The sequence below is a fragment of the Pseudomonas sp. Pseusp18 genome (assembly GCF_059506005.1).
Window position 1 is genome coordinate 3,931,363 of record NZ_CP169240.1, and the last position, 19,267, is coordinate 3,950,629.

Annotated in this window: 20 protein-coding genes; 12 read left to right on the plus strand and 8 right to left on the minus strand. The window is 60.3% G+C overall.

What is annotated here, in order from left to right; genetic code table 11:
* Window positions 1-174: 174 nt before the first annotated feature.
* The gene (locus ACEN9A_RS17565; RefSeq protein WP_007938775.1) at window positions 175-1,551 is read right to left on the minus strand and encodes a glutamine synthetase family protein; all 1,377 of its coding nucleotides are present in this window, start codon (window positions 1,549-1,551) and stop codon (window positions 175-177) included.
* 279 nt (window positions 1,552-1,830) lie between these two features.
* Between ACEN9A_RS17565 and ACEN9A_RS17570 the strand changes: the two genes are divergently transcribed.
* The 5 genes from ACEN9A_RS17570 to ACEN9A_RS17590 all read left to right on the plus strand — a co-directional run bounded on the left by ACEN9A_RS17570 (window position 1,831) and on the right by ACEN9A_RS17590 (window position 7,125).
* A complete protein-coding gene (locus ACEN9A_RS17570) occupies window positions 1,831-2,592 on the plus strand; it encodes a gamma-glutamyl-gamma-aminobutyrate hydrolase family protein (RefSeq protein ID WP_019580263.1) in 762 nt (253 codons plus the stop codon).
* Window positions 2,593-2,836: 244 nt separating this feature from the next.
* Entirely contained in the window at window positions 2,837-3,979 is a 1,143-nt protein-coding gene (gene potA / locus ACEN9A_RS17575) for a polyamine ABC transporter ATP-binding protein (RefSeq protein WP_018930104.1), read from the plus strand.
* Between the two features lie 29 nt (window positions 3,980-4,008).
* On the plus strand, window positions 4,009-4,890 hold the full coding sequence (locus ACEN9A_RS17580) for an ABC transporter permease subunit (RefSeq protein WP_258674192.1): 882 nt from the start codon (window positions 4,009-4,011) through the stop codon (window positions 4,888-4,890).
* Complete coding sequence (locus ACEN9A_RS17585) at window positions 4,887-5,771, plus strand: ABC transporter permease subunit (RefSeq protein WP_258668903.1); 885 nt, start codon at window positions 4,887-4,889, stop codon at window positions 5,769-5,771. Before ACEN9A_RS17580 ends, ACEN9A_RS17585 begins: the two co-directional genes overlap by 4 nt.
* Window positions 5,772-6,027: 256 nt before the next feature.
* Window positions 6,028-7,125, plus strand: a complete 1,098-nt coding sequence (locus tag ACEN9A_RS17590) for a polyamine ABC transporter substrate-binding protein (RefSeq protein ID WP_258668905.1) — start codon at window positions 6,028-6,030, stop codon at window positions 7,123-7,125.
* A 275-nt stretch (window positions 7,126-7,400) separates the two neighbouring features.
* Here ACEN9A_RS17590 and thpR read toward each other — a convergent pair whose 3' ends face one another.
* A complete protein-coding gene (thpR, locus tag ACEN9A_RS17595) occupies window positions 7,401-7,940 on the minus strand; it encodes an RNA 2',3'-cyclic phosphodiesterase (protein WP_258668906.1) in 540 nt (179 codons plus the stop codon).
* 125 nt (window positions 7,941-8,065) lie between these two features.
* On the opposite strand from thpR, the gene ACEN9A_RS17600 reads away from it, so the two are divergent.
* Window positions 8,066-8,260 (plus strand): hypothetical protein, encoded by a 195-nt coding sequence (locus tag ACEN9A_RS17600; RefSeq protein WP_018930099.1) that lies wholly within the window; start codon window positions 8,066-8,068, stop codon window positions 8,258-8,260.
* Window positions 8,261-8,273: 13 nt separating this feature from the next.
* Here ACEN9A_RS17600 and ACEN9A_RS17605 read toward each other — a convergent pair whose 3' ends face one another.
* Both ACEN9A_RS17605 and ACEN9A_RS17610 read right to left on the minus strand, forming a co-directional pair.
* Window positions 8,274-8,627: a DUF1428 domain-containing protein gene (locus ACEN9A_RS17605; protein WP_018930098.1), complete on the minus strand. Its 354-nt coding sequence runs from the start codon at window positions 8,625-8,627 to the stop codon at window positions 8,274-8,276.
* 16 nt (window positions 8,628-8,643) lie between these two features.
* The gene (locus tag ACEN9A_RS17610) at window positions 8,644-9,732 is read right to left on the minus strand and encodes a hypothetical protein (RefSeq protein ID WP_258668907.1); all 1,089 of its coding nucleotides are present in this window, start codon (window positions 9,730-9,732) and stop codon (window positions 8,644-8,646) included.
* A gap of 281 nt (window positions 9,733-10,013) precedes the next feature.
* Here ACEN9A_RS17610 and ACEN9A_RS17615 point away from each other — a divergent pair, with 281 nt between their 5' ends.
* A complete protein-coding gene (locus ACEN9A_RS17615) occupies window positions 10,014-10,283 on the plus strand; it encodes a hypothetical protein (RefSeq protein ID WP_258668908.1) in 270 nt (89 codons plus the stop codon).
* Between the two features lie 18 nt (window positions 10,284-10,301).
* Here the strand turns inward: ACEN9A_RS17615 and ACEN9A_RS17620 are convergent, their stop codons facing one another.
* The 4 genes from ACEN9A_RS17620 to ACEN9A_RS17635 all read right to left on the minus strand — a co-directional run bounded on the left by ACEN9A_RS17620 (window position 10,302) and on the right by ACEN9A_RS17635 (window position 14,602).
* Window positions 10,302-10,934 (minus strand): Vgb family protein, encoded by a 633-nt coding sequence (locus ACEN9A_RS17620; RefSeq protein WP_064618500.1) that lies wholly within the window; start codon window positions 10,932-10,934, stop codon window positions 10,302-10,304.
* 50 nt (window positions 10,935-10,984) lie between these two features.
* Window positions 10,985-12,205 (minus strand): helix-turn-helix domain-containing protein, encoded by a 1,221-nt coding sequence (locus ACEN9A_RS17625; protein WP_258668909.1) that lies wholly within the window; start codon window positions 12,203-12,205, stop codon window positions 10,985-10,987.
* Window positions 12,206-12,483: 278 nt separating this feature from the next.
* Window positions 12,484-13,653 carry a Gfo/Idh/MocA family protein gene (locus ACEN9A_RS17630; RefSeq protein ID WP_258668911.1) on the minus strand — a complete coding sequence of 390 codons (1,170 nt, stop codon included), beginning with the start codon at window positions 13,651-13,653 and terminating at the stop codon, window positions 12,484-12,486.
* A gap of 25 nt (window positions 13,654-13,678) precedes the next feature.
* Window positions 13,679-14,602, minus strand: a complete 924-nt coding sequence (locus ACEN9A_RS17635) for a TIM barrel protein (RefSeq protein WP_258668913.1) — start codon at window positions 14,600-14,602, stop codon at window positions 13,679-13,681.
* Between the two features lie 138 nt (window positions 14,603-14,740).
* Here ACEN9A_RS17635 and ACEN9A_RS17640 point away from each other — a divergent pair, with 138 nt between their 5' ends.
* From ACEN9A_RS17640 to ACEN9A_RS17660, 5 genes are all read left to right on the plus strand, one after another.
* The gene (locus ACEN9A_RS17640) at window positions 14,741-15,814 is read left to right on the plus strand and encodes a LacI family DNA-binding transcriptional regulator (protein ID WP_258668916.1); all 1,074 of its coding nucleotides are present in this window, start codon (window positions 14,741-14,743) and stop codon (window positions 15,812-15,814) included.
* A 56-nt stretch (window positions 15,815-15,870) separates the two neighbouring features.
* On the plus strand, window positions 15,871-16,170 hold the full coding sequence (locus ACEN9A_RS17645) for a hypothetical protein (protein WP_018930089.1): 300 nt from the start codon (window positions 15,871-15,873) through the stop codon (window positions 16,168-16,170).
* 64 nt (window positions 16,171-16,234) lie between these two features.
* The gene (locus tag ACEN9A_RS17650; protein ID WP_258668917.1) at window positions 16,235-16,561 is read left to right on the plus strand and encodes a hypothetical protein; all 327 of its coding nucleotides are present in this window, start codon (window positions 16,235-16,237) and stop codon (window positions 16,559-16,561) included.
* A 170-nt stretch (window positions 16,562-16,731) separates the two neighbouring features.
* Window positions 16,732-17,112 (plus strand): RidA family protein, encoded by a 381-nt coding sequence (locus tag ACEN9A_RS17655; RefSeq protein WP_258668919.1) that lies wholly within the window; start codon window positions 16,732-16,734, stop codon window positions 17,110-17,112.
* A gap of 225 nt (window positions 17,113-17,337) precedes the next feature.
* Window positions 17,338-19,014 carry an MFS transporter gene (locus ACEN9A_RS17660; RefSeq protein WP_258668921.1) on the plus strand — a complete coding sequence of 559 codons (1,677 nt, stop codon included), beginning with the start codon at window positions 17,338-17,340 and terminating at the stop codon, window positions 19,012-19,014.
* Window positions 19,015-19,267 lie beyond the last annotated feature (253 nt).

Consider the following 19,267-nt stretch of genomic DNA (forward strand, 5'->3'; position numbering starts at 1 on the left):
GCAGAGAAATAAGTGATCGTGTTAACCGATGGGCAAGCGATGAGTAACCTGTGGCGAGGGAGCTTGCTCCCGCTGGACTGCGCAGCAGTCCCCTTCTTTTCAGGTAGAAGGAGGGGTCGCTTCGCGACCCAGCGGGAGCAAGCTCCCTCGCCACAGGTTTAGTGTCAGCCCCCGTTAAACCGTATGCAGATACCAGTTGTACTCAAGGTCTGAAATGGAGTTCTCGAACTCGGCCAGCTCGCTTTCCTTGCACGCCACGAACACGTCGATGTAGAGCGGGTCGATGTAGCGCGCCATGACTTCGCTGTCGTCCAGTTCGCGCAATGCATCGCGCAGGTTGTTCGGCAGGCTTTGCTCGTTCTGCTCGTAGCTATTGCCTTCCACCGGGGCGCCCGGCTCGATTTCGTTGGTCAGGCCGTGGTGAATGCCAGCCAATACCGAGGCCATCAGCAGGTACGGGTTGGCATCGGCGCCGGCGACACGATGCTCGATGCGCACGGCATCCGCCGAACCGGTGGGTACGCGCACCGCCACGGTACGGTTATCGATGCCCCAGCTTGGCGAGTTCGGTACGTAGAACTGCGCGCCGAAACGACGGTACGAGTTGACGTTCGGGCAGAGGAACGCCATCTGCGCGGGCAGGGTCTCGAGCACACCGCCGATCGCATGTCGCAGCGCGGCGTTCTGCTCGGGATCCTCGCTGGCGAAGATGTTGTTGCCTTGTTTGTCGAGAATCGAAATGTGCACGTGCAAACCGTTGCCCGCCTGACCCGGATATGGCTTGGCCATAAACGTGGTGTCCATCTCGTGGTCGTAGGCGATGTTCTTCACCAGACGCTTGAGCAGCACCGCGTAGTCGCAAGCCTTTATAGGGTCGGATACGTGATGCAGGTTGACTTCGAACTGCGCCGGGGCGCTTTCCTTGACGATGGCGTCAGCCGGGATGCCCTGCTCTTTCGCGCCTTCGAGAATGTCTTGCAGGCAGTCGACGTATTCGTCCAGATCGTCGATCAGGTACACCTGCGTCGAGTGCGGACGCTTGCCCGACACCGGCGAGCGTGGCGACTGCGGACGACCGTTCACGTTGTCCTGGTCGATCAGGTAGAACTCCAGTTCGAACGCCGCGCAAATGGTCAGACCCATGTCATCGAACTTGCTTACCACCTGACGCAGCACTTCGCGCGGGTCGGCGAAGAACGGCTGGCCTTCGAGCTCGTGCATGGTCATCAGCAACTGCGCGGTCGGACGCTTCTGCCAAGGCTCGATGCTGAGGGTATCGGCGATGGGATAGCAGATGCGATCCGAGTCGCCAATGTCCAGACCCAGGCCGGTGCTTTCCACCGTCGAGCCATTGATATCCAGAGCAAATAGAGAGGCCGGCAGGTTGATGCCTTTTTCGTAGACCTTGTGGAGACTGGTGCGCTCGATGCGCTTGCCGCGCACCACGCCGTTCATATCCGCAATCAGAAGGTCGACGTACAAAACCTCAGGATGTTGCTTAAGGAATGCGTTTGCTTCGTTGAGTTGAACGGCACGCAGAGGGACCGACATGATGCACCTATTAGCTGTTAATTATTATGTTCACTTCACTTGCGAGAGCCAGTCAACCCGAACGGCAAAGTGAAGTCAATAGCGAACACCTGGCCTTTCAGCCTTTATTTTCTGGCCATTTTTGGGCACCAGAGTGCCAGATCAGGCTTGCGCACCGCGTAGATCCTCAGCACCGGACGATCGGCGTTTAGAATTTTTTACATGAGAGTTGTTAATTAAAATCAACAAGGCTAAGCTCCGGAAAAGCTCGTTCAAGTGTGAAACTTCGAGGTGATAAAAATGGCATTCAAGCCATTGATCGGCGTTACTGCGTGCGTCAAACAGATTGGCCTGCACCCCTACCACGTCAGCGGCGACAAGTACTTGCGTGCTGTCAGCGTCGCGGCTTTGGGGCTGCCCGTGGTCATTCCCTCCCTAGGCGATCTGACCGAAACCGATGCGCTGCTCGCGCAGCTCGACGGTCTGTTGCTGACCGGCTCGCCGTCGAATGTGGAGCCCTTCCACTATCAAGGCCCGGCCAGCGCTCCCGGTACGGATCACGATCCGCAACGGGACGCCACCACCCTCCCCTTATTACGCGCAGCGATTGCCGCCGGTGTTCCGGTGCTCGGCATCTGCCGGGGCTTTCAGGAAATGAACGTGGCATTCGGCGGCAGCCTGCATCAGAAGGTGCACGAACTGCCCGGCATGCTCGATCACCGGGAAGCGGACAGTCCGGATTTGGCGGTGCAATACGCACCGGCCCATGCAGTGAATGTGCAACCGGGCGGCGTGTTCGAAGCACTGGACCTGCCGCAGGTATTCCAGGTCAATTCGATTCACAGCCAGGGCATCGACCGACTCGCACCCGGCCTGCGCGCTGAGGCGATCGCGCCGGACGGTTTGATCGAGGCGATCTCCGTCGAGCACAGCAAAACCTTCGCCGTCGGTGTGCAGTGGCACCCGGAATGGCAGGTGCTTTCGAATCCCCCTTACTTGAGTATTTTCCAGGCGTTTGGCGAGGCGTGCCGACAACGGGCGGCGCTGCGCAATACGCGCTGACTTCAGACATTACCAATCGATTGACTGCCCCCGTGAGTCTGGCGGGCGTGCCTTTGCGCGCCGGTGGCTCACGTAATAGATGAACCGCAATAACAACAAGTACGACCAGGCAGCCAGGACGGCGGTGCCGAATAAGCCCGAGCGGTAAGCGTTGAATTCAATGGCATCGCCCGGCCCGGGTTTGCAATCCACTCTTAAGTCAGGCCGTGTTGGCCCGACGACTGAAACCTGTTGGGAGTTTCATATGGCAAACGCCTCCAGCATCTACAGGAAGGCTCTTGATGGTCACCAGGCACCGAAAAAGGTGCTGGTGAAAGTCGACCGCGTCACCAAGAAATTCGACGAAACCACCGCCGTGGACGATGTGTCCCTGGAGATCCATCAGGGCGAAATCTTCGCCTTGCTCGGTGGCTCCGGCTCGGGCAAATCGACGCTGCTGCGCATGCTCGCCGGCTTCGAGCGCCCGACCGAAGGGCGGATTCTGCTCGACGGGGTCGACATCACTGACATGCCGCCCTACGAACGGCCGATCAACATGATGTTCCAGTCCTATGCGCTGTTCCCGCACATGACGGTGGCGCAGAACATCGCCTTCGGCCTCAAGCAGGACCGTTTGCCCGCCAGCGAAATCGACGCCCGTGTCGAAGAAATGCTGCGCCTGGTGCACATGACCCAATACGCCAAACGCAAGCCGCATCAGTTGTCCGGCGGTCAGCGTCAGCGTGTGGCACTGGCGCGTTCGTTGGCCAAGCGACCGAAGCTGTTGCTGCTCGATGAACCGATGGGCGCACTGGATAAAAAGCTGCGCTCACAGATGCAACTGGAACTGGTGGAAATCATCGAGCGCGTCGGCGTGACCTGCGTGATGGTGACCCACGATCAGGAAGAAGCCATGACCATGGCCGAGCGCATCGCGATCATGCACCTGGGCTGGATCGCCCAGATCGGCAGCCCGGTCGACATCTATGAAGCACCGGTCAGCCGCATGGTCTGCGAGTTCATCGGCAACGTGAACGCCTTCGACGGCACCGTTGTGGAAGACCTGGAAGGTCACGCGATCATCCACAGCCCGGACCTTGCGCAGAAGATTTACGTCGGCCACGGCGTGAGTACCTCGGTGCAGGACAAGTCGATCACCTACGCCATCCGCCCGGAAAAAATGCTGGTCAGCACCCTCAAGCCCGAGACCCGCTACAACTGGTCCGAAGGCAAGGTGCATGACATCGCCTACCTCGGTGGCCACTCGGTGTTTTATGTGGAGCTGCCCGGCGGCAAGATCGTCCAGTCGTTCATGGCCAACGCCGAACGCCGTGGCGCACGACCGACCTGGGACGATCAGGTCTACGTGTGGTGGGAAGACGACAGCGGCGTGGTACTGCGCTCATGAGAACCTTCAATCAGCAGTTCCTGCGCCTGGTGCCCAGTGGCCGCAAAATGGTCATCGGCATTCCATTCCTGTGGCTGTGCCTGTTTTTCCTGCTGCCGTTCTTCCTGGTGATGAAGATCAGCTTCTCGGAAGCAGCCCTGGCTATTCCGCCCTACTCCGAGATTTATACCTTCGCCGAACAGAAATTCCAGCTGCTGCTGAACCTCGGCAACTACTCGCTGCTGACCGCAGATGAGTTGTACATCTCGGCTTACTTCGGCTCGTTGAAGGTCGCGTTTTTAAGCACGCTGATGTGCCTGGTGATCGGTTTCCCGATGGCTTATGCGATCACCAAGGCCAGCAAGGAAGCGCAAAACGTCTTGCTGCTGTTGATCATGATGCCGACCTGGACCGCGATCCTGATCCGCGTGTATGCGTGGATGGGCATCCTCAGCAACAACGGTTTGCTCAACGCGTTCCTGATGTGGACCGGGCTCACGTCGCAACCGATCGAGATCCTCAACACCAACACCGCCGTGTACATCGGGGTGGTTTACGCGTACCTGCCGTTCATGGTGCTGCCGCTGTACGCCAACCTGGTGAAGCACGATGGCAGCCTGCTGGAAGCCGCGTCGGACCTGGGTTCGAGCAACTTCAACAACTTCTGGAAAATCACGGTGCCGCTGGCTAAGAACGGGATCATCGCCGGCTGCATGCTGGTGTTCATTCCGGTGGTGGGTGAGTTCGTGATTCCGGAACTGTTGGGTGGCCCGGAAACCCTGATGATCGGCCGCGTGCTGTGGCAGGAGTTCTTCAACAACCGCGACTGGCCGGTGGCGTCCGCCCTGGCGGTGGTGATGCTGGCGATCCTGATTGTGCCGATTCTGCTGTTCAACCGTAGCCAGGCCAAAGAGATGGAGGGACGGGGATGAACCGTTTCGGATTTTCACGATTGATGCTGGTGCTCGGCCTGTCGTTTATCTACCTGCCGATGCTGATTCTGGTGATCTACTCGTTCAACGCCTCGAAACTGGTGACGGTGTGGGGCGGCTGGTCGGTGAAATGGTACGTCGGCCTGCTCGACAACACGCAACTGATGGGCTCGGTGGTGCGCTCGCTGGAAATCGCCTGCTACACCGCGATTGCGGCGGTGGCGCTCGGCACATTGGCGGCGTTCGTGCTGACCCGCGTCACCCGCTTCAAGGGCCGTACGCTGTTCGGCGGCCTGGTGACGGCGCCGCTGGTGATGCCGGAAGTGATCACCGGTCTGTCGCTGTTGCTGCTGTTCGTGGCCATGGCGCAGATGATCGGCTGGCCGCAGGAACGCGGCATCGTCACCATCTGGATCGCTCACACCACGTTCTGCGCAGCGTATGTGGCGGTGGTGGTATCGGCGCGCTTGCGTGAGCTGGACTTGTCGATCGAAGAAGCCGCCATGGACCTCGGCGCACGGCCGCTCAAGGTGTTCTTCCTGATCACCATTCCAATGATCGCGCCGTCACTGGCGGCCGGCGGCATGATGTCGTTTGCCTTGTCGCTGGATGATTTGGTGTTGGCGAGCTTTGTGTCGGGGCCAGGCTCCACGACCCTGCCGATGGAAGTGTTCTCGGCGGTGCGCCTGGGCGTGAAGCCTGAGATCAATGCCGTGGCCAGTCTGATTCTGCTGGCGGTGTCGATCGTCACGTTCATGGTCTGGTATTTCAGCCGCAGGGCCGAAGCCACCCGCAAACGAGCGATTCAGGAAGCGATGGACCAGACTGCGAGCGAGTCCTGGCAACAACCGAAAAAGCAAATGGCAGAAGCAACGGCTTAGCGCCACTGTCAAGTGAGCACTGACCTGTGGCGAGCGAGCTTGTTGTGGCGAGGGGGCTTGCCCCCGTTCGGCTGCGAAGCAGTCGTAAACCAGCGAATTCAGTGTGCCTGATACACCTCGTTTACAGGTTTGGGGGCCGCTTCGCGGCCCAACGGGGGCAAGCCCCCTCGCCACGGCAAGCTCCCCTCGCCACTGGCTTTGTGTTCACCGCATTTTTGCTTTATGTGATTTGAATAAAAAGAATGGAGTTGTACCGATGAAAATGTTTGGCAGGACTCTGCTGACACTGTCCTTATTGGGCGCAATGACCGCTGGCGCCCAGGCCAATGACAAGGTTCTGCGCGTCTACAACTGGTCGGATTACATCGCCCCGGACACCGTCAAGAAGTTCGAGGACGAGACCGGTATCCGCGTGACCTACGATGTGTTCGACAGTAACGAAACCCTTGAGGCACGGCTGCTGGCGGGAAAATCGGGCTATGACATCGTGGTGCCGTCCAACAGTTTCCTGGCCAAGCAGATCAAGGCTGGGGTCTATCAGGAACTCGACAAGTCAAAACTGCCGAACTGGAAAAACCTCAACCCGGTGCTGCTGAAAAATGCTTCGGCCAGCGACCCGGATAACAGCCACGCCTTCCCGTACATGTGGGGTTCGATCGGCATCGGCTACAACCCGGCCAAGGTCAAGGAAGTGCTCGGCACCAATGCGCCGGTGAATTCCTGGGACTTGCTGTTCAAACCGGAAAACGCCGCCAAGCTCAAGGCTTGTGGCATCAGCTTCCTTGATTCGCCGACGGAAATGCTTCCGGCTGCCCTGCACTATCTGGGCTACCCGGTGAACTCCCGGGACAAGGCGCAAATCGCCGAAGCCGAAGCGCTGTTCATGAAGATCCGGCCGTCGGTGGCCTACTTTCATTCGTCGAAATACATCTCCGACCTGGCCAACGGCAACATCTGCGTCGCCGTCGGTTACTCCGGCGACGTGCTGCAAGCCAAGGCCCGCGCCCAGGAAGCCGGCGACAAGGTCAAGATCGAGTACAGCATCCCGAAAGAAGGCGCCGGCAGTTTTTACGACATGGTCGCCATTCCCCGGGATGCCGCCAACGTCGACAACGCCTACCTGTTCATGAACTTCCTGATGCGCCCGGACATCATCGCCGAAGTCACCAACAGCATCGGCTACAGCAACGCCAACGCAGCGGCCACGCCGTTGGTGGATGAAGCGATCCGCGACGACCCGGGGTCGTATCCGCCGCAAGCGGTGATGGCGACGTTGTATGCCATTCCTGACATGCCGATTGCCACCCAGCGGATCATGACTCGGGGCTGGACGCGGGTGAAGTTGGGGAAATAACCCACACACCGGCACCGCAAATCTGCCCTGCCTTTGTAGGAGCTGCCGAAGGCTGCGATCTTTTGATCTTGATCTTTTCGAGACCGCTGAAAATCAAACGATCGCAGCCTTCGGCAGCTCCTACGGGGGGGGGGCGAATTCATTCGCGAAAGCGATCCTTTTCCGTTCACGCAGCGCCTTACCACCGCTGCACTCCTCTCTGATGAACGGCCTCACCTGGCTTCGTCGGTTAAGGTGAGTTTCGGGCGCCCTCGGGCGCCTTTTTTTGTGTTCGTTTAGGCAGAGACCAGTGGCCACTCGGCCAGCGCTATGTATCGGCCTTTATGGGACTCGAACAGGCTGAAGCGATCGGCGCGCAGGTAAAACTCGGGCGGCGTCGCGGATTCGGGGACCGGTGCCCGGTAGTCGCGCATCAAGGTCAAATGCGGGCGGAATTCCCGATGGGTGTCTTCAAAACCGAACGGCAGCATGGCCTGCTCCAGCGCATACACCAGGCGTAGCAACTCCGGTGCCGCCTGCGCGGGCGCCAGCAGCAACACCCCGGAGCGACGCCAGACGTCCAGCCGATCCAGCACCACCGTCAACGGCACGCCGGACGTGCGGATATTGGCGGCGGCCTTGCAGATACCCGCTATTTGCGCCATGCCCACCGTGCCGAGAAACAGCAGGGTCAGATGAAAGTTTTCCGCCGGCACCGGGCGCCCGACGTTGAGCCCCAGTGCGCTGCGCCATTGGGCGATGGCCCGGCGTTGTTCGGGGGCGCAGTTCAGGGCGAAAAACAGCCGTTTGAACGGCTCGCGGGTTTCATCGCTCATGTCGGGCACCTCAATGCTCGGGGACCCTCTGATTTTACAAAGGGATACCACGTCAGCAAGTGCATTTCTGGCACCTGTCGGTATGCGCGTTATAGTTGAAGCAACCGAATCGGCGGGAGGACGCCATGCGTCAGGTCATCAGCAAAGAGCCGTGGTGGGCCGTGCCACCGAAGCCCGGCCAGGATGAGTCCGAGCTGGAATGGGGCTGGCTGGTTCATTACAACGAAGGCGAGCCGCGCTTCGAGTTCATCAAGGAGCGGCCGTCGGACAGCGAAATTCGCAATCGTAAAAGCTGCAGGATCACCCCGACGCCGGAGTGATCCTGCCGCCTCTTCAGGCTTTGACGAGCATTTCGAAACCGCCAAAAATCGCCCGCTGGCCGTCGAACGGCATCGGATTGACGTCTGGTTGCATCCGCGGATCGCTCATCAGTTTCGCCATACCGGCGTCACGGGTGGCCTTGTCCGGCCAGACGATCCAGGAAAACACCACGGTCTCGTCTTCCTTGAGTTTGACCGCCATGGGAAACGACGTCACTTTGCCATCAGGCACGTCGTCGCCCCAGCATTCAGCGAGGCTGAGCGCGCCGTTTTCCTTGAAAATTGCGGCGGCGGACTCCGCGTGTTTCTTGAACTTTTCGCGGTTGGCCTTGGGTACTGCTGCGACGAAGCCATCAACGTAAGCCATGATCGTTCTCCTCGGGTTATGGGTTGATCTGCTGGGTAGTCGATCCAGCGTGGCTCCAATCGACAGATCCCGCACCCAAGCCGACCGACGGTTCGACGGGCTGTGCAAGAGGTTGTGCAACGGGCTGGGCCAGGCTGCCTTCGATTTGCCCGGCCATGTACAGCGTTCCGGCCATGACACCGGTGGTAGGGTTTTGCACCAGCTTCAGCCACGCCTTGTCGAATGAGTCGCCCAGGCTGCTGCGGATCAGCGCCTCGCTATCGGGTCGGTCGTTGGCTTGAATAACCGCACGCACCCCCGCCACTCCCAGGGAAATCACCGCCCCGGCCAGTTTCCCCGCTGCTGCCGCCACGGCACCGGCCGCGCCTCGTGGGGCCATTTCGGCTTCCATCCGCTTACTTGCGCGTTTGGCCACCGGCGTCATGCCGGCGTCCGTCGAGGCAATACCCTTCTCACCGCCTGCCGCGTGGATCTTGTCGATCAACGCCGCGTAGGCCGGCAATTTAGTCAGAGGTTCACTGTGCACCACCTGATACAGCGACGCGTCACGGGCGGGCGGTGGGCCCAGCGAAATCGCCGGAATTTTGCGGATACGCTCATTGAGCTGCGCCATTGGCACGCCATGACGCTGGGAGATGACCTGAAGTTGCTGGCCGAGAGCTTGCACGTAAAACGCCGTCGCCTGCCCGAGGATCTCGTCGGGATCGATCTCCACCGCTACCGGGTCCAGCACTTTCTGGTGATATTGTTCCAACAGATAGGCCGCCAGGCGTTTGGCCGAGGCATCTTGTTCGCCCCCGGCGTTGATGGTGTACCAGCTGACCTTTAACGACAGCCATTCCTGGGTCCAGTAGCTGCTGAACCACGGGATGAAGACTTCTTCGGTCTGTTCGTAAACCCGCGTGCGCCAATGTTCCATGGACCCGCGGGCGTATACCCTGGCCTGTTCGGTGGCCTGCTGCGAAGCCGCGACAATTTCCTGGTCCACCTGCTGCCAGGTGCTCTGGGAAACTACCACCGGCGCCACGGCTATCGGGGCACGCGCAGACGTGACGCATCCCGCCAGTACCACCAACACAGCGACGATCAGCGAACGCAGGTTCAAGATCGCAGTGTCCTACAGTCTGCGTCGAACGGAGCGTTCGACGCGTAAAAGCATGTTGATTTGAGTATAGATCGGGGCCGGGGGCCGTCCGTCAGGAAGCGTGGTTGCGCCCTGAAAAAAGCCTTCGCGAGCAGGCTCGCGAAGAGGCCCGCAAGACCACCGAAGAACGCCACCATCATCCACGTTGATACTCACCATCGCCGCGAATGCCTTCCGCAAAAAAACCGCCTGGTGCAGCATCAACTCATTACCACGTAAACCCCGCATCGGAGGGGCCCATCATGATTTATCCCGTCAGCCTTGCGTTCAGCTTTCCGGTGTTCGGCAGCAACTACTATTCGCAACAGGTCGTCTCTCGCAAAGCCGTCGCGCTGGTGTTCGACAAGCAATTCGAAACCTTGCTGATGCCAGCGGCCACCCACCACTTCAGTAACGAAGTGGTCGGGCTCAACGATCAGTTCCGCTTTTTGAATGATGTGCTGGTTGAGCATCTGCTGGAGACCGAGATGACTCAGCGTCCGTCACGCTCGGCGCAAGCGTTCACCTTCTGACAGGCTGGGTGCAGCCTGTCATTCAGGCCGGCGCACAGCCCTCACCTTCCCGCTGTTGCCACCGCCGCAGAAAAACCGGTCGTGTCCATCAAACTCAAGCCCCGACACGCCGACGCCAGCCGGCATCTGGACGCTCTCCAACACCTCGCCCGTGGCCGGATCGACTCGTCGCAGCTCGCTCTCGTCACCTTCCCAGGTGCCGTGCCACAGATCGCCCTCGACCCAGGTCACCCCGGTGACGAAGCGGTTGGATTCGAGGGTGCGCAGCACCGCTCCGGTCTGGGGGTCGACCTGATGGATCTTGCGCTCGCGATACTCACCGACCCAGAGCGTGCCTTCGGCCCACGCCAGCCCGGAGTCACCACCGCCACCGGGCGCGGGGATGGTGGAGAGCACGCGGCCAGTCTGCGGGTCGATTTTCTGGATGCGATCCTCGGCGATCTGAAACAGGTGCTGGCCGTCGAAAGCGGTGCCCGCGTGGGCGGCGACATCGATCGATTTCAGGGTTTTGCCGCTGGCCGGGTCCAGGGCGTTGAGTTTGTCGCCGGAGGCAAACCAAACACGTTGACCGTCATGGGTGACGCCATGCACGTGGTCGATGCCCGGAAAAGGCCCGTATTCGCGGATGATTTCAGCCGTTGAATGTTTCATCTCTTGCTCCTCGTTTACTGACTGCGTTCACTGGGTTTGTGAAGAGGATGCTAATCACTGGGCAGCAACGCCGTGAGTAACAATCCCGTCGCGAATCCGGGTACCGGCGGGAACATCCAGCGACGAGCCCGGCCATGACCGAACGACTGCACCTTGCCGGTCGCCGCCAGCGTGTCGAGGGCTCGTTGCACGGTGCGCTGACTGGCGCCGAGCGCCAACGCCAGGGCCGAACTCGACCACGACTCGCCGTCAGCGAGAAAGGCGAGCAGCGTCGCATGCTGCTCTTCGACAGGCCGCGCCAGCACCACGACGTCAGGCGCAAGCCGTGGCACCAGCGCAAACCCTCGCGGGGTCGCGACCACGTCGGCGATCAGGTGCAGCGCCCCGCGCAGCCGCCCGAGTTCGACGCGCAATCGCGCACGATGGGACTCATCCGCGTGCTTCATCCGAAAGGCTCGCGCAATCAGCGTTTCCCTCGGCACGTCGGCGGGCCATGCTTCGCCCAGCGCCCGGGCGAGCGCAAACAGCACCGGACGCCGGGCGAGTGAAACCTCCGAGCCTGCGTCGCGCACCACATATCGACAAGCGTCCACCACCAGCGTGGGGGATGCCAATAACGCTTCAATCTCATCGAGCAACAGCGACCGCTCCTGGCCACCGATAATCAGCCGTGCCGCCGGTGTGTCGAGGATGCGCGAGGCGCTTTCGACCTCAGCGATCAGTGCCGGGATGCCCGCGTGCTGCGCGGCATGCCCGGCCCATTCAAGTGCCGCGCGCGCCGCTTTCGTTTGCAGACGACGCATCGCGATGCCCGCCAGAACCAGTTCGTAAGCGGCCCTCGACGCGGGCAGTAATGGCGTGGGATCGAGTTCGGCGAGACGTTGCTCGGCCTCGTCGAGATGCCCGATCAGCAGCAAGCGGCGAATCTCGAGATAGCGTGCATGGGCGGCGTTGACCCAATCGCCGTGTGCCTGAAGCGTCGCCCGCGCGGCATCGAGCGCCTTCACCGGCCAGTTCAGGTCACGGGAGGCGAGCGCGATCTCGGCCTCGGCGACGACACACCGCGCGCGGGCCAAGGCCTCCTTCGCACCGAACGCCCGCGCGGCACTTCGCACCAGCGCCTTCGCCCGCACAAGGTCACCCAGTTGCGCCATCGCGATGCCTCGAAGGGCGAGCGCGGGCGCATCGTCACGCAAGGCGATGCGGTTCAGCGCGCCGAGCGGATCACCCGCCGCGAGCGCACGCGCTGCTGCGGTGATCAGCGAGTCCATGTGAATCGCGCCACCTGTCACCCCCTACGTCCGATGTCCGCTGATCAGTCTATCTCACGACTGCTCAGCCGCACGCCGATCTGCCAGGGGTACCGCTCACTCTCTGTAGCAGCTGCCGAGCCTGCGAGGCTGCGTTCGGCGGCGAAGCCGTCGCAAACCCTGTATACAAGGTTTTCCTGACACACCGCGATATCTGATTTCACGACTGCTACGCAGCCGAACGCAGCCGAACGCAGCCTCGCAGGCTCGGCAGCTGCTACTGAGAGTGCGTCCGTTACTCAGTAATCGACCCACACCCCACCCAGGTCCGCAGAATGGACGCAGCGCTCGACCCAGCGCACGCCTTCGACACCGGCATTGATGTCTGGATAACGCAGCGTTGCCAGTTGCTCATGATCACCACGGTTGGCGGCGTCCATGGCCAGGGCGAAACGGTAATAGAGGTTGGCCCATGCATCGAACAGCCCTTCCGGGTGCCCGGCACCGATCCGGTCATCAAGCAACGCATGGGGATGCAGATAGCCCATCCCGCGCTCCAACACCTGGGCGGGTTTGCCCTGGACTTCGAATGACAACTGGTTCGGCCGCTCGTCCCACCATTCAAGGCTGGCCCTGGAGCCGATCACGCGAATCTTCTGGCCATGCATGGAGCCGGCGTTCACCGCGCTCGACCACACACTGCCCATGGCCCCGCCTTCGTATTCCATCAGTGTGTAGGCGTTGTCCTCCAGCGGCGCGCGGCTTTTGACAAAGCTTTGACAGGTGCACAAAAGCCGTTTGATCTTGAGCTCGGGCAGCATGACTTCCGACAGGTACAGTGGGTGAGTGCCGACGTCGCCCAGCACATAACTGGGGCCGGCGAGGCGCGGATCGACTCGCCATTTGGTCGCCTCGCTCTGCGCCTCGACCGCCTCACAGTGGAAGCCATGGGCAAACTGCATGTGCACCATGCGCACCTCACCCAGCTCGCCACGGGCGATCATTTCCCGCGCTTGCTCGATCAACTGGTGCCCGGCGTAGCCGTAGGTCACCCCCACCACCCGGTTTCGCGACAACGCGATTTCGCGCAGGGTTTGCGCTTGCTCAAGGGTGAAGCACAGCGGTTTTTCACAGACCACATGCAGCCCAGCTTCCAGAGCGGCCTTGGTGATTTCAAAGTGAGTGCCATTGGGCGTCGCCACGGATATGGCCTGGATGCCATCCGCCCGCCCCGCTTCCCCTTCAATCAGGCTGCGATAGTCGGCATAACACCGCTCGGGGTCGACACCCAGTTGCACACCAAAGTCCCGACCGCGTTGCGGGTCCAGGTCGAAGGCGCCGGCCACCAGTGCAAACGACTGGTCACGCAGGGCCGCCGAACGATGGATGTAGCCGATCTGACTGTCACGCCCGCCGCCCACCATCGCCCAGCGGATTGGTTGAGGAATTCGCTTGCTGCCATTGATCATCGAAAAGTCCTTCGCATGAGAGAAATCAGAAACCCGCCCGGGACAGGTAGGCTCGGCTGGCAGCCACGTCGCGCAGACTGCCGTGGGCGTTACGTGGATCACGTTCTTGCTCGACCGTGATGTAACCCTGGTAACCGATCTCGGTGATCAGCTCGCGCAAGGCGCCGTAGTCGATGACACCCTGGCCGATCGGGCACATCACGCCTCTTGCGCACGCAGCGAAGAAGGTGATGTGTTCGCCCAGCACTTGATCGAACACGGCTTGATCGATGTCTTTGAAATGCAGGTAATCCACGCGGTCCGCGTACTGGCGCAGGGTCTGCACCGGGTCCATACCGGCGTAATACAGATGGCCGGTGTCCAGACACAGGCCAGCCACTTCGTAGGGGATGTCTTCGACCAGTCGGGCCAGCTCATCGGCGAACTCGATGTAGCCCCCGGCGTGCGGATGAATCACCGTGCGCACACCGAATTCCGTCCACGCCAACTCGGCGATGGCGCGGATATGGGCCATCATGCCCCGCCAGGCATCGGGCGCCAGGCGCGGTGCGCGGTCAGAGTGGCCAGCGGCGTAGTCACGCTCCTCATGCCCCCAATCGATAACCACCAGACACGGCATGGCGAAACGTTGCCCCGGCTCCAGTGAAATCGCCGGCAACTGCTTGAGCAATGCGCAGATATTGCGGGTTTGATTCAGCAGGCTGGACAGGTTGGCGGGGTCGACCAGATTGTCGAATATCGTACCGGCCACCACGTGCAGGCCGTGTTCGACCAGCACCGAACCCACCGCGTCGGCGTCCAGTGGCAGGTAACCGTATGGCCCCAATTCGATGCCGCGATACCCCGCTTGCGCCGCTTCGCCAAGAACCTGTTGCCACGCCGGCAGATGAGGATTGTTGACGTCGTCGACGCCCCAGCAACAAGGCGCGGTGGAGATGTGGAGGGTCATGTCAGGCTCCGGAAATTATTGTTATGGGTAGCGATGTTTCGCTGGAAGAAATCCTAAGGTGGGCAGATGCACGGCTGCTATAGTCCCTGAGCGATACCTGTCAAAACCCGTCAAAAGTTTCAGATAGGCTTTCATTTCATGTCAGAACATTCTTTGTCAGAAGCCGGCAACCCGCTCGGTCGTCGTGCAACCATGGAAGACGTGGCCTTGGCCGCCGGGGTGAGCCTGTCCACCGTGGACCGGGTGATGAATCTGCGGGCCAATGTGCGCGCCGATACCGCGCAACGCATTGCCGAGGCCGCCGCCCGACTGGGCTTCTACGGGCGTAATGTGATCGAACAACGAGTGCTGCAGCAGCGCCCGACCGTGCGCTTGGGGTTTCTGCTGCAAAAGCGTGGAGTGGCGTTTTATCAAGGGCTGGCCAAGGCCCTGGCCGAGGCGGCGACGGCCAGTGTGCGGGCCCAGGTTCGGGTGATGATCCACTACATCGACGACCTGGCCCCGGCCGCCACCGCAGAACGCATCCTCAAGTTGCAGGGCGAAGTCGATGCCCTGGGCGTGGTGGCCGCCGACCATCCGGCCGTGCGCGAGGCCATGGCGCAATTGCGAGCGGCCGGTATTCCTGTGGTCGCCCTGGTGTCCGAGCTGAGCGCCTCGGCCGGCGCCGGTTATGTCGGCGTCGACAACCGTGCCATGGGCCGCACCGCCGGCTGGTTCATCAAGCACTTGGCAGCGCAACCGGGGCCAGTGGCCGTGATGGTCGGCACCCAGCGCTTTCAGTGCCAGGAACTGTGTGAAATGAGTTTTCGCTCCTTCCTGTCGGAACAACCCCAGGACTGGGAATTGCTGGCTACGCGCCTGACTCTGGAGGACGAGGAATTCGCCTATGCCGGCACGCTCGACCTGCTCACCAGCCAACCCGACCTTGTCGGCCTGTATGTGGCAGGTGGCGGTATCGAGGGGGTCATCAACGCCTTGCGCGAACTGAAAGCCCAGCACATCGCGCTACCCGTCGTGGTGTGCCACGACCTGACCCCCATCACCCGGGCAGCCCTGCGTGACGGCATCGTTCAAGCCGTGCTGTCACACCCTGTCGAGGCGCTGGCGCAAATGGCGGTCAGGGCCATGGTGAATGCCGTGATAGATCCAGCGTCGGACAGCGCAGCGAAGTTCATGCTTTCGTTGCAGATTGATGTGGCTGAAAGTGTTTAGTGGTCGGCAGCAGGCCTAGAACATTCCGAGGTGCTTTGTCAGGAGAAAAACAAAAAATGAGCATGACAAAAAACAGCATTATTTCGGCAATAAAAATTATTATCATATTCACCACCCTGATAAGCGGATCGTATGCAGTTGTCATCCCGGCATTTGCACCCACCTATAAGACCTACTACATTCTAGTCATCGGAATCGCCACCTCTGCATTGCTTGGAGGTTTTATCGGCTATAAAGCCCTGGCAGATGAAATACGCCTCATCAAAATCGGCTTTGGTCTTTGCTATGCCACAGTCACAGCTATTTTTGTATTAGCACTTTCACTATTTATAATTTTAAACACTCGTGGAGCATGACTTGGAGCCATGCGCTATTTACCAGGCGACCGTGTTTATTGAAGCAATAAGATGAGCGTGCATCATGAGCGACTCAGATGAAATCGTTCGTAAATTTGCCTTACAGAGAATTGCGAGTCTCTTCAACATTTCCGTGGAACTTCTTAATGAAGAAGACGTATTTGGGGAAGATTTGAAAGCCACCCGTTCTTCCGGTCTATTCAGGAGAAATGAATATGATGCAATTGAAGGTGACATTCTTGATGTGTGCGACAGAGAGACGTTCAAGACTATAAGTTCTGGCAACCTGACCATTTACACGGTCGGCGATTACTGTGATCACATGGTTCGCTGTTATAAGCGCAAACCAAAAGATGTTATTGCGACATTGAAAATCACTTCGCCCAGCTAACTACGTTGGGCGGCAGGCATGCCGTAGGGAGCACCCGCCTGCTTGCCTTCCGAGTTTTCGAGCTGATTCACTAACGGCCCAACGATGAGGCTGTAAACTGGCCGCGCAAAAAAGGCGCTGCATCATTGAATACCCCGGCGCCCCTTCACCCCCACAAACAAGAGATCCCCATGGCAAACCACGACATCACGTTCCTCCCCGATCCCGACGCGGAATCCATCTCCTCCGACGTCGCCGGTTTCGGCGGCCTGCTGGTCTCCACTCAAATTCCTACCCGCGCCGACGGCAGCCTGGAGCTGGGCGACATCACCCTGCAAAGCGAGTGCACTCTGCAGGCGCTCAAGGTCGCGCTGGAGAACGCCGGCAGTTCCATGGACCGGGTGCTGCATCTGACTATCTACCTCACCGACATGGCCGACCGCGCCGCGTTCAACGAGGTCTACAAGCGTTTCTTCGCCAAACCCTGGCCGGTTCGCGCCGCTGTTGGCGTGGCCGCGTTGGCGGTCGAAGGCATGCGCGTGGAAGTCACCGCGATGGCGGCCAAGGGCTAAATCCGCGAACGTGCCCGGTGGGAGTGGCCATCGCCGGGCACGTTGGCGAGTGGATATCTGCGCGAAGCCGATTATGCTTCAAGAAACCATGCAGCAATGCGAGGCCGTCAGCCTGTTTCCATTATTCGTGCAATTGGTAATCCGACGACATCAGCCCTAGGGCCTGGGTGCGGCAAAATTGATGAGGTACTCCGGCCTTCAACAAGAGCAAGACGGAGAAGACTCATGGCCGCGATTGACACTACAGCCACGGGCAGCACGCCCAACCGAGGGATCACCAAGGAGGAACGCAAGGTTATTTTCGCCTCGTCCCTGGGCACCGTGTTCGAGTGGTATGACTTCTATCTTTACGGCTCCCTCGCGGCGATCATCGCCAAGCACTTCTTCGCGGGCGTCAATGAAACAACCTCCTTCATCTTTGCGCTGCTCGCGTTCGCCGCGGGTTTCGCCGTGCGGCCCTTCGGCGCCATCGTGTTCGGCCGACTGGGCGACATGATCGGGCGCAAGCACACCTTTCTCATCACCATTGTGATCATGGGTGTCTCCACCGCCGTCGTGGGTTTTCTGCCCGGCTACGAGACCATCGGCGTGGCGGCACCGGTCATCCTGATCAGCCTGCGCCTGATGCAAGGTCTGGCCCTGGGTGGTGAGTATGGTGGCGCGGCGACTTACGTGGCCGAGCATGCGCCCAAAGGCAAGCGTGGCTACTTCACTTCGTGGATCCAGACCACCGCGACCCTCGGCCTGTTTCTGTCGTTGCTGGTGATCCTCGCCTGCCGCACCCTCCTCGGCACCGAAGCCTTCGAGGCCTGGGGCTGGCGGATTCCCTTCCTGGTGTCGATCCTGCTGCTGATCGTCTCGGTCTACATTCGCTTGCAACTCGCCGAGTCGCCGGTGTTCAAGAAGATGAAAGAAGAAGGCAAGTCTTCCAAGGCACCGCTGACCGAATCCTTCGCCCGCTGGGACAACCTCAAGATTGTGATCATGGCTTTGCTCGGCGGCACGGCTGGCCAGGCCGTCGTCTGGTACACCGGGCAGTTCTACGCGCTGTTCTTCCTGCTGCAGACGCTGAAGATTGACCCGCAGACCGCCAACTTTTTGATTGCCGGCTCGCTGCTGATCGGCACGCCGTTCTTCATCCTGTTCGGCAGCCTGTCCGACCGCATCGGCCGCAAGGGCATCATCATGGCCGGGTGCATCCTCGCAGCCGTGACCTACTTCCCGATCTTCCATGCGTTGACCGAGTTCGGTAACCCCGACGTGTTTGCCGCGCAGGCGAAGAATCCGGTCACGGTGGTCGCCGATCCCGGCCAGTGCTCGTTCCAGTTCGACCCGGTGGGCAAGGCCAAATTCACCAGTTCCTGTGACCTCGCCAAGACTGTGCTGGCGAAGAAGGCCATCCCCTACAAAAACGAGAAAGCCGCGCCTGGCGCCGTCGCGCAGGTGCGCATCGGTGACAAGGTCATCCCGAGTTTCGAAGGCACCGGCATGCCGGCCGCTGACTTCAAGACCCACAATGATGCCTTCGTCGCCACCCTCGGCACCGCCCTCAAGGACGCCGGCTACCCCGAGAAGGCCGACCCGGCCAAGACCAACTACCCGATGGTGCTGCTGCTCCTGACCATCCTGGTGATCTACGTGACCATGGTCTACGGCCCGATCGCTGCCTGGCTGGTGGAGCTATTCCCGGCGCGCATCCGCTACACCTCGATGTCGCTGCCCTACCACATCGGCAATGGCTGGTTCGGCGGCTTTCTGCCCACGGTGGCGTTCGCCATGGTCGCGGCCACGGGTGATATCTACTACGGGCTGTGGTACCCGATCGTCATCGCCGTGATGACGGCCATTCTCGGCACTTTCTTCCTGCCGGAAACCAAGGATCGGGAGATTCATCACACGTAAGCGTTCAGGGTCGAGCAGCGATGGATTTGCACCCCACGCAATAAAAACGCCCCGTCAGTCCGTTTCTGACGGGGCGAATCACCGCCTACACCGACGGTGTTTAAGCTGCCTGTTTAAAGACACCCGGTGTTACTTCATCAAGGCTACAACGCCTTGCGTCGTTGCCTACGACTACGCCAGAATCCGCCGGCTTGTGCGCTTTGGGCTCGGGTTTTATCGTTTCCCGGTCACTGAAAAACAGTGATCGGGTTTG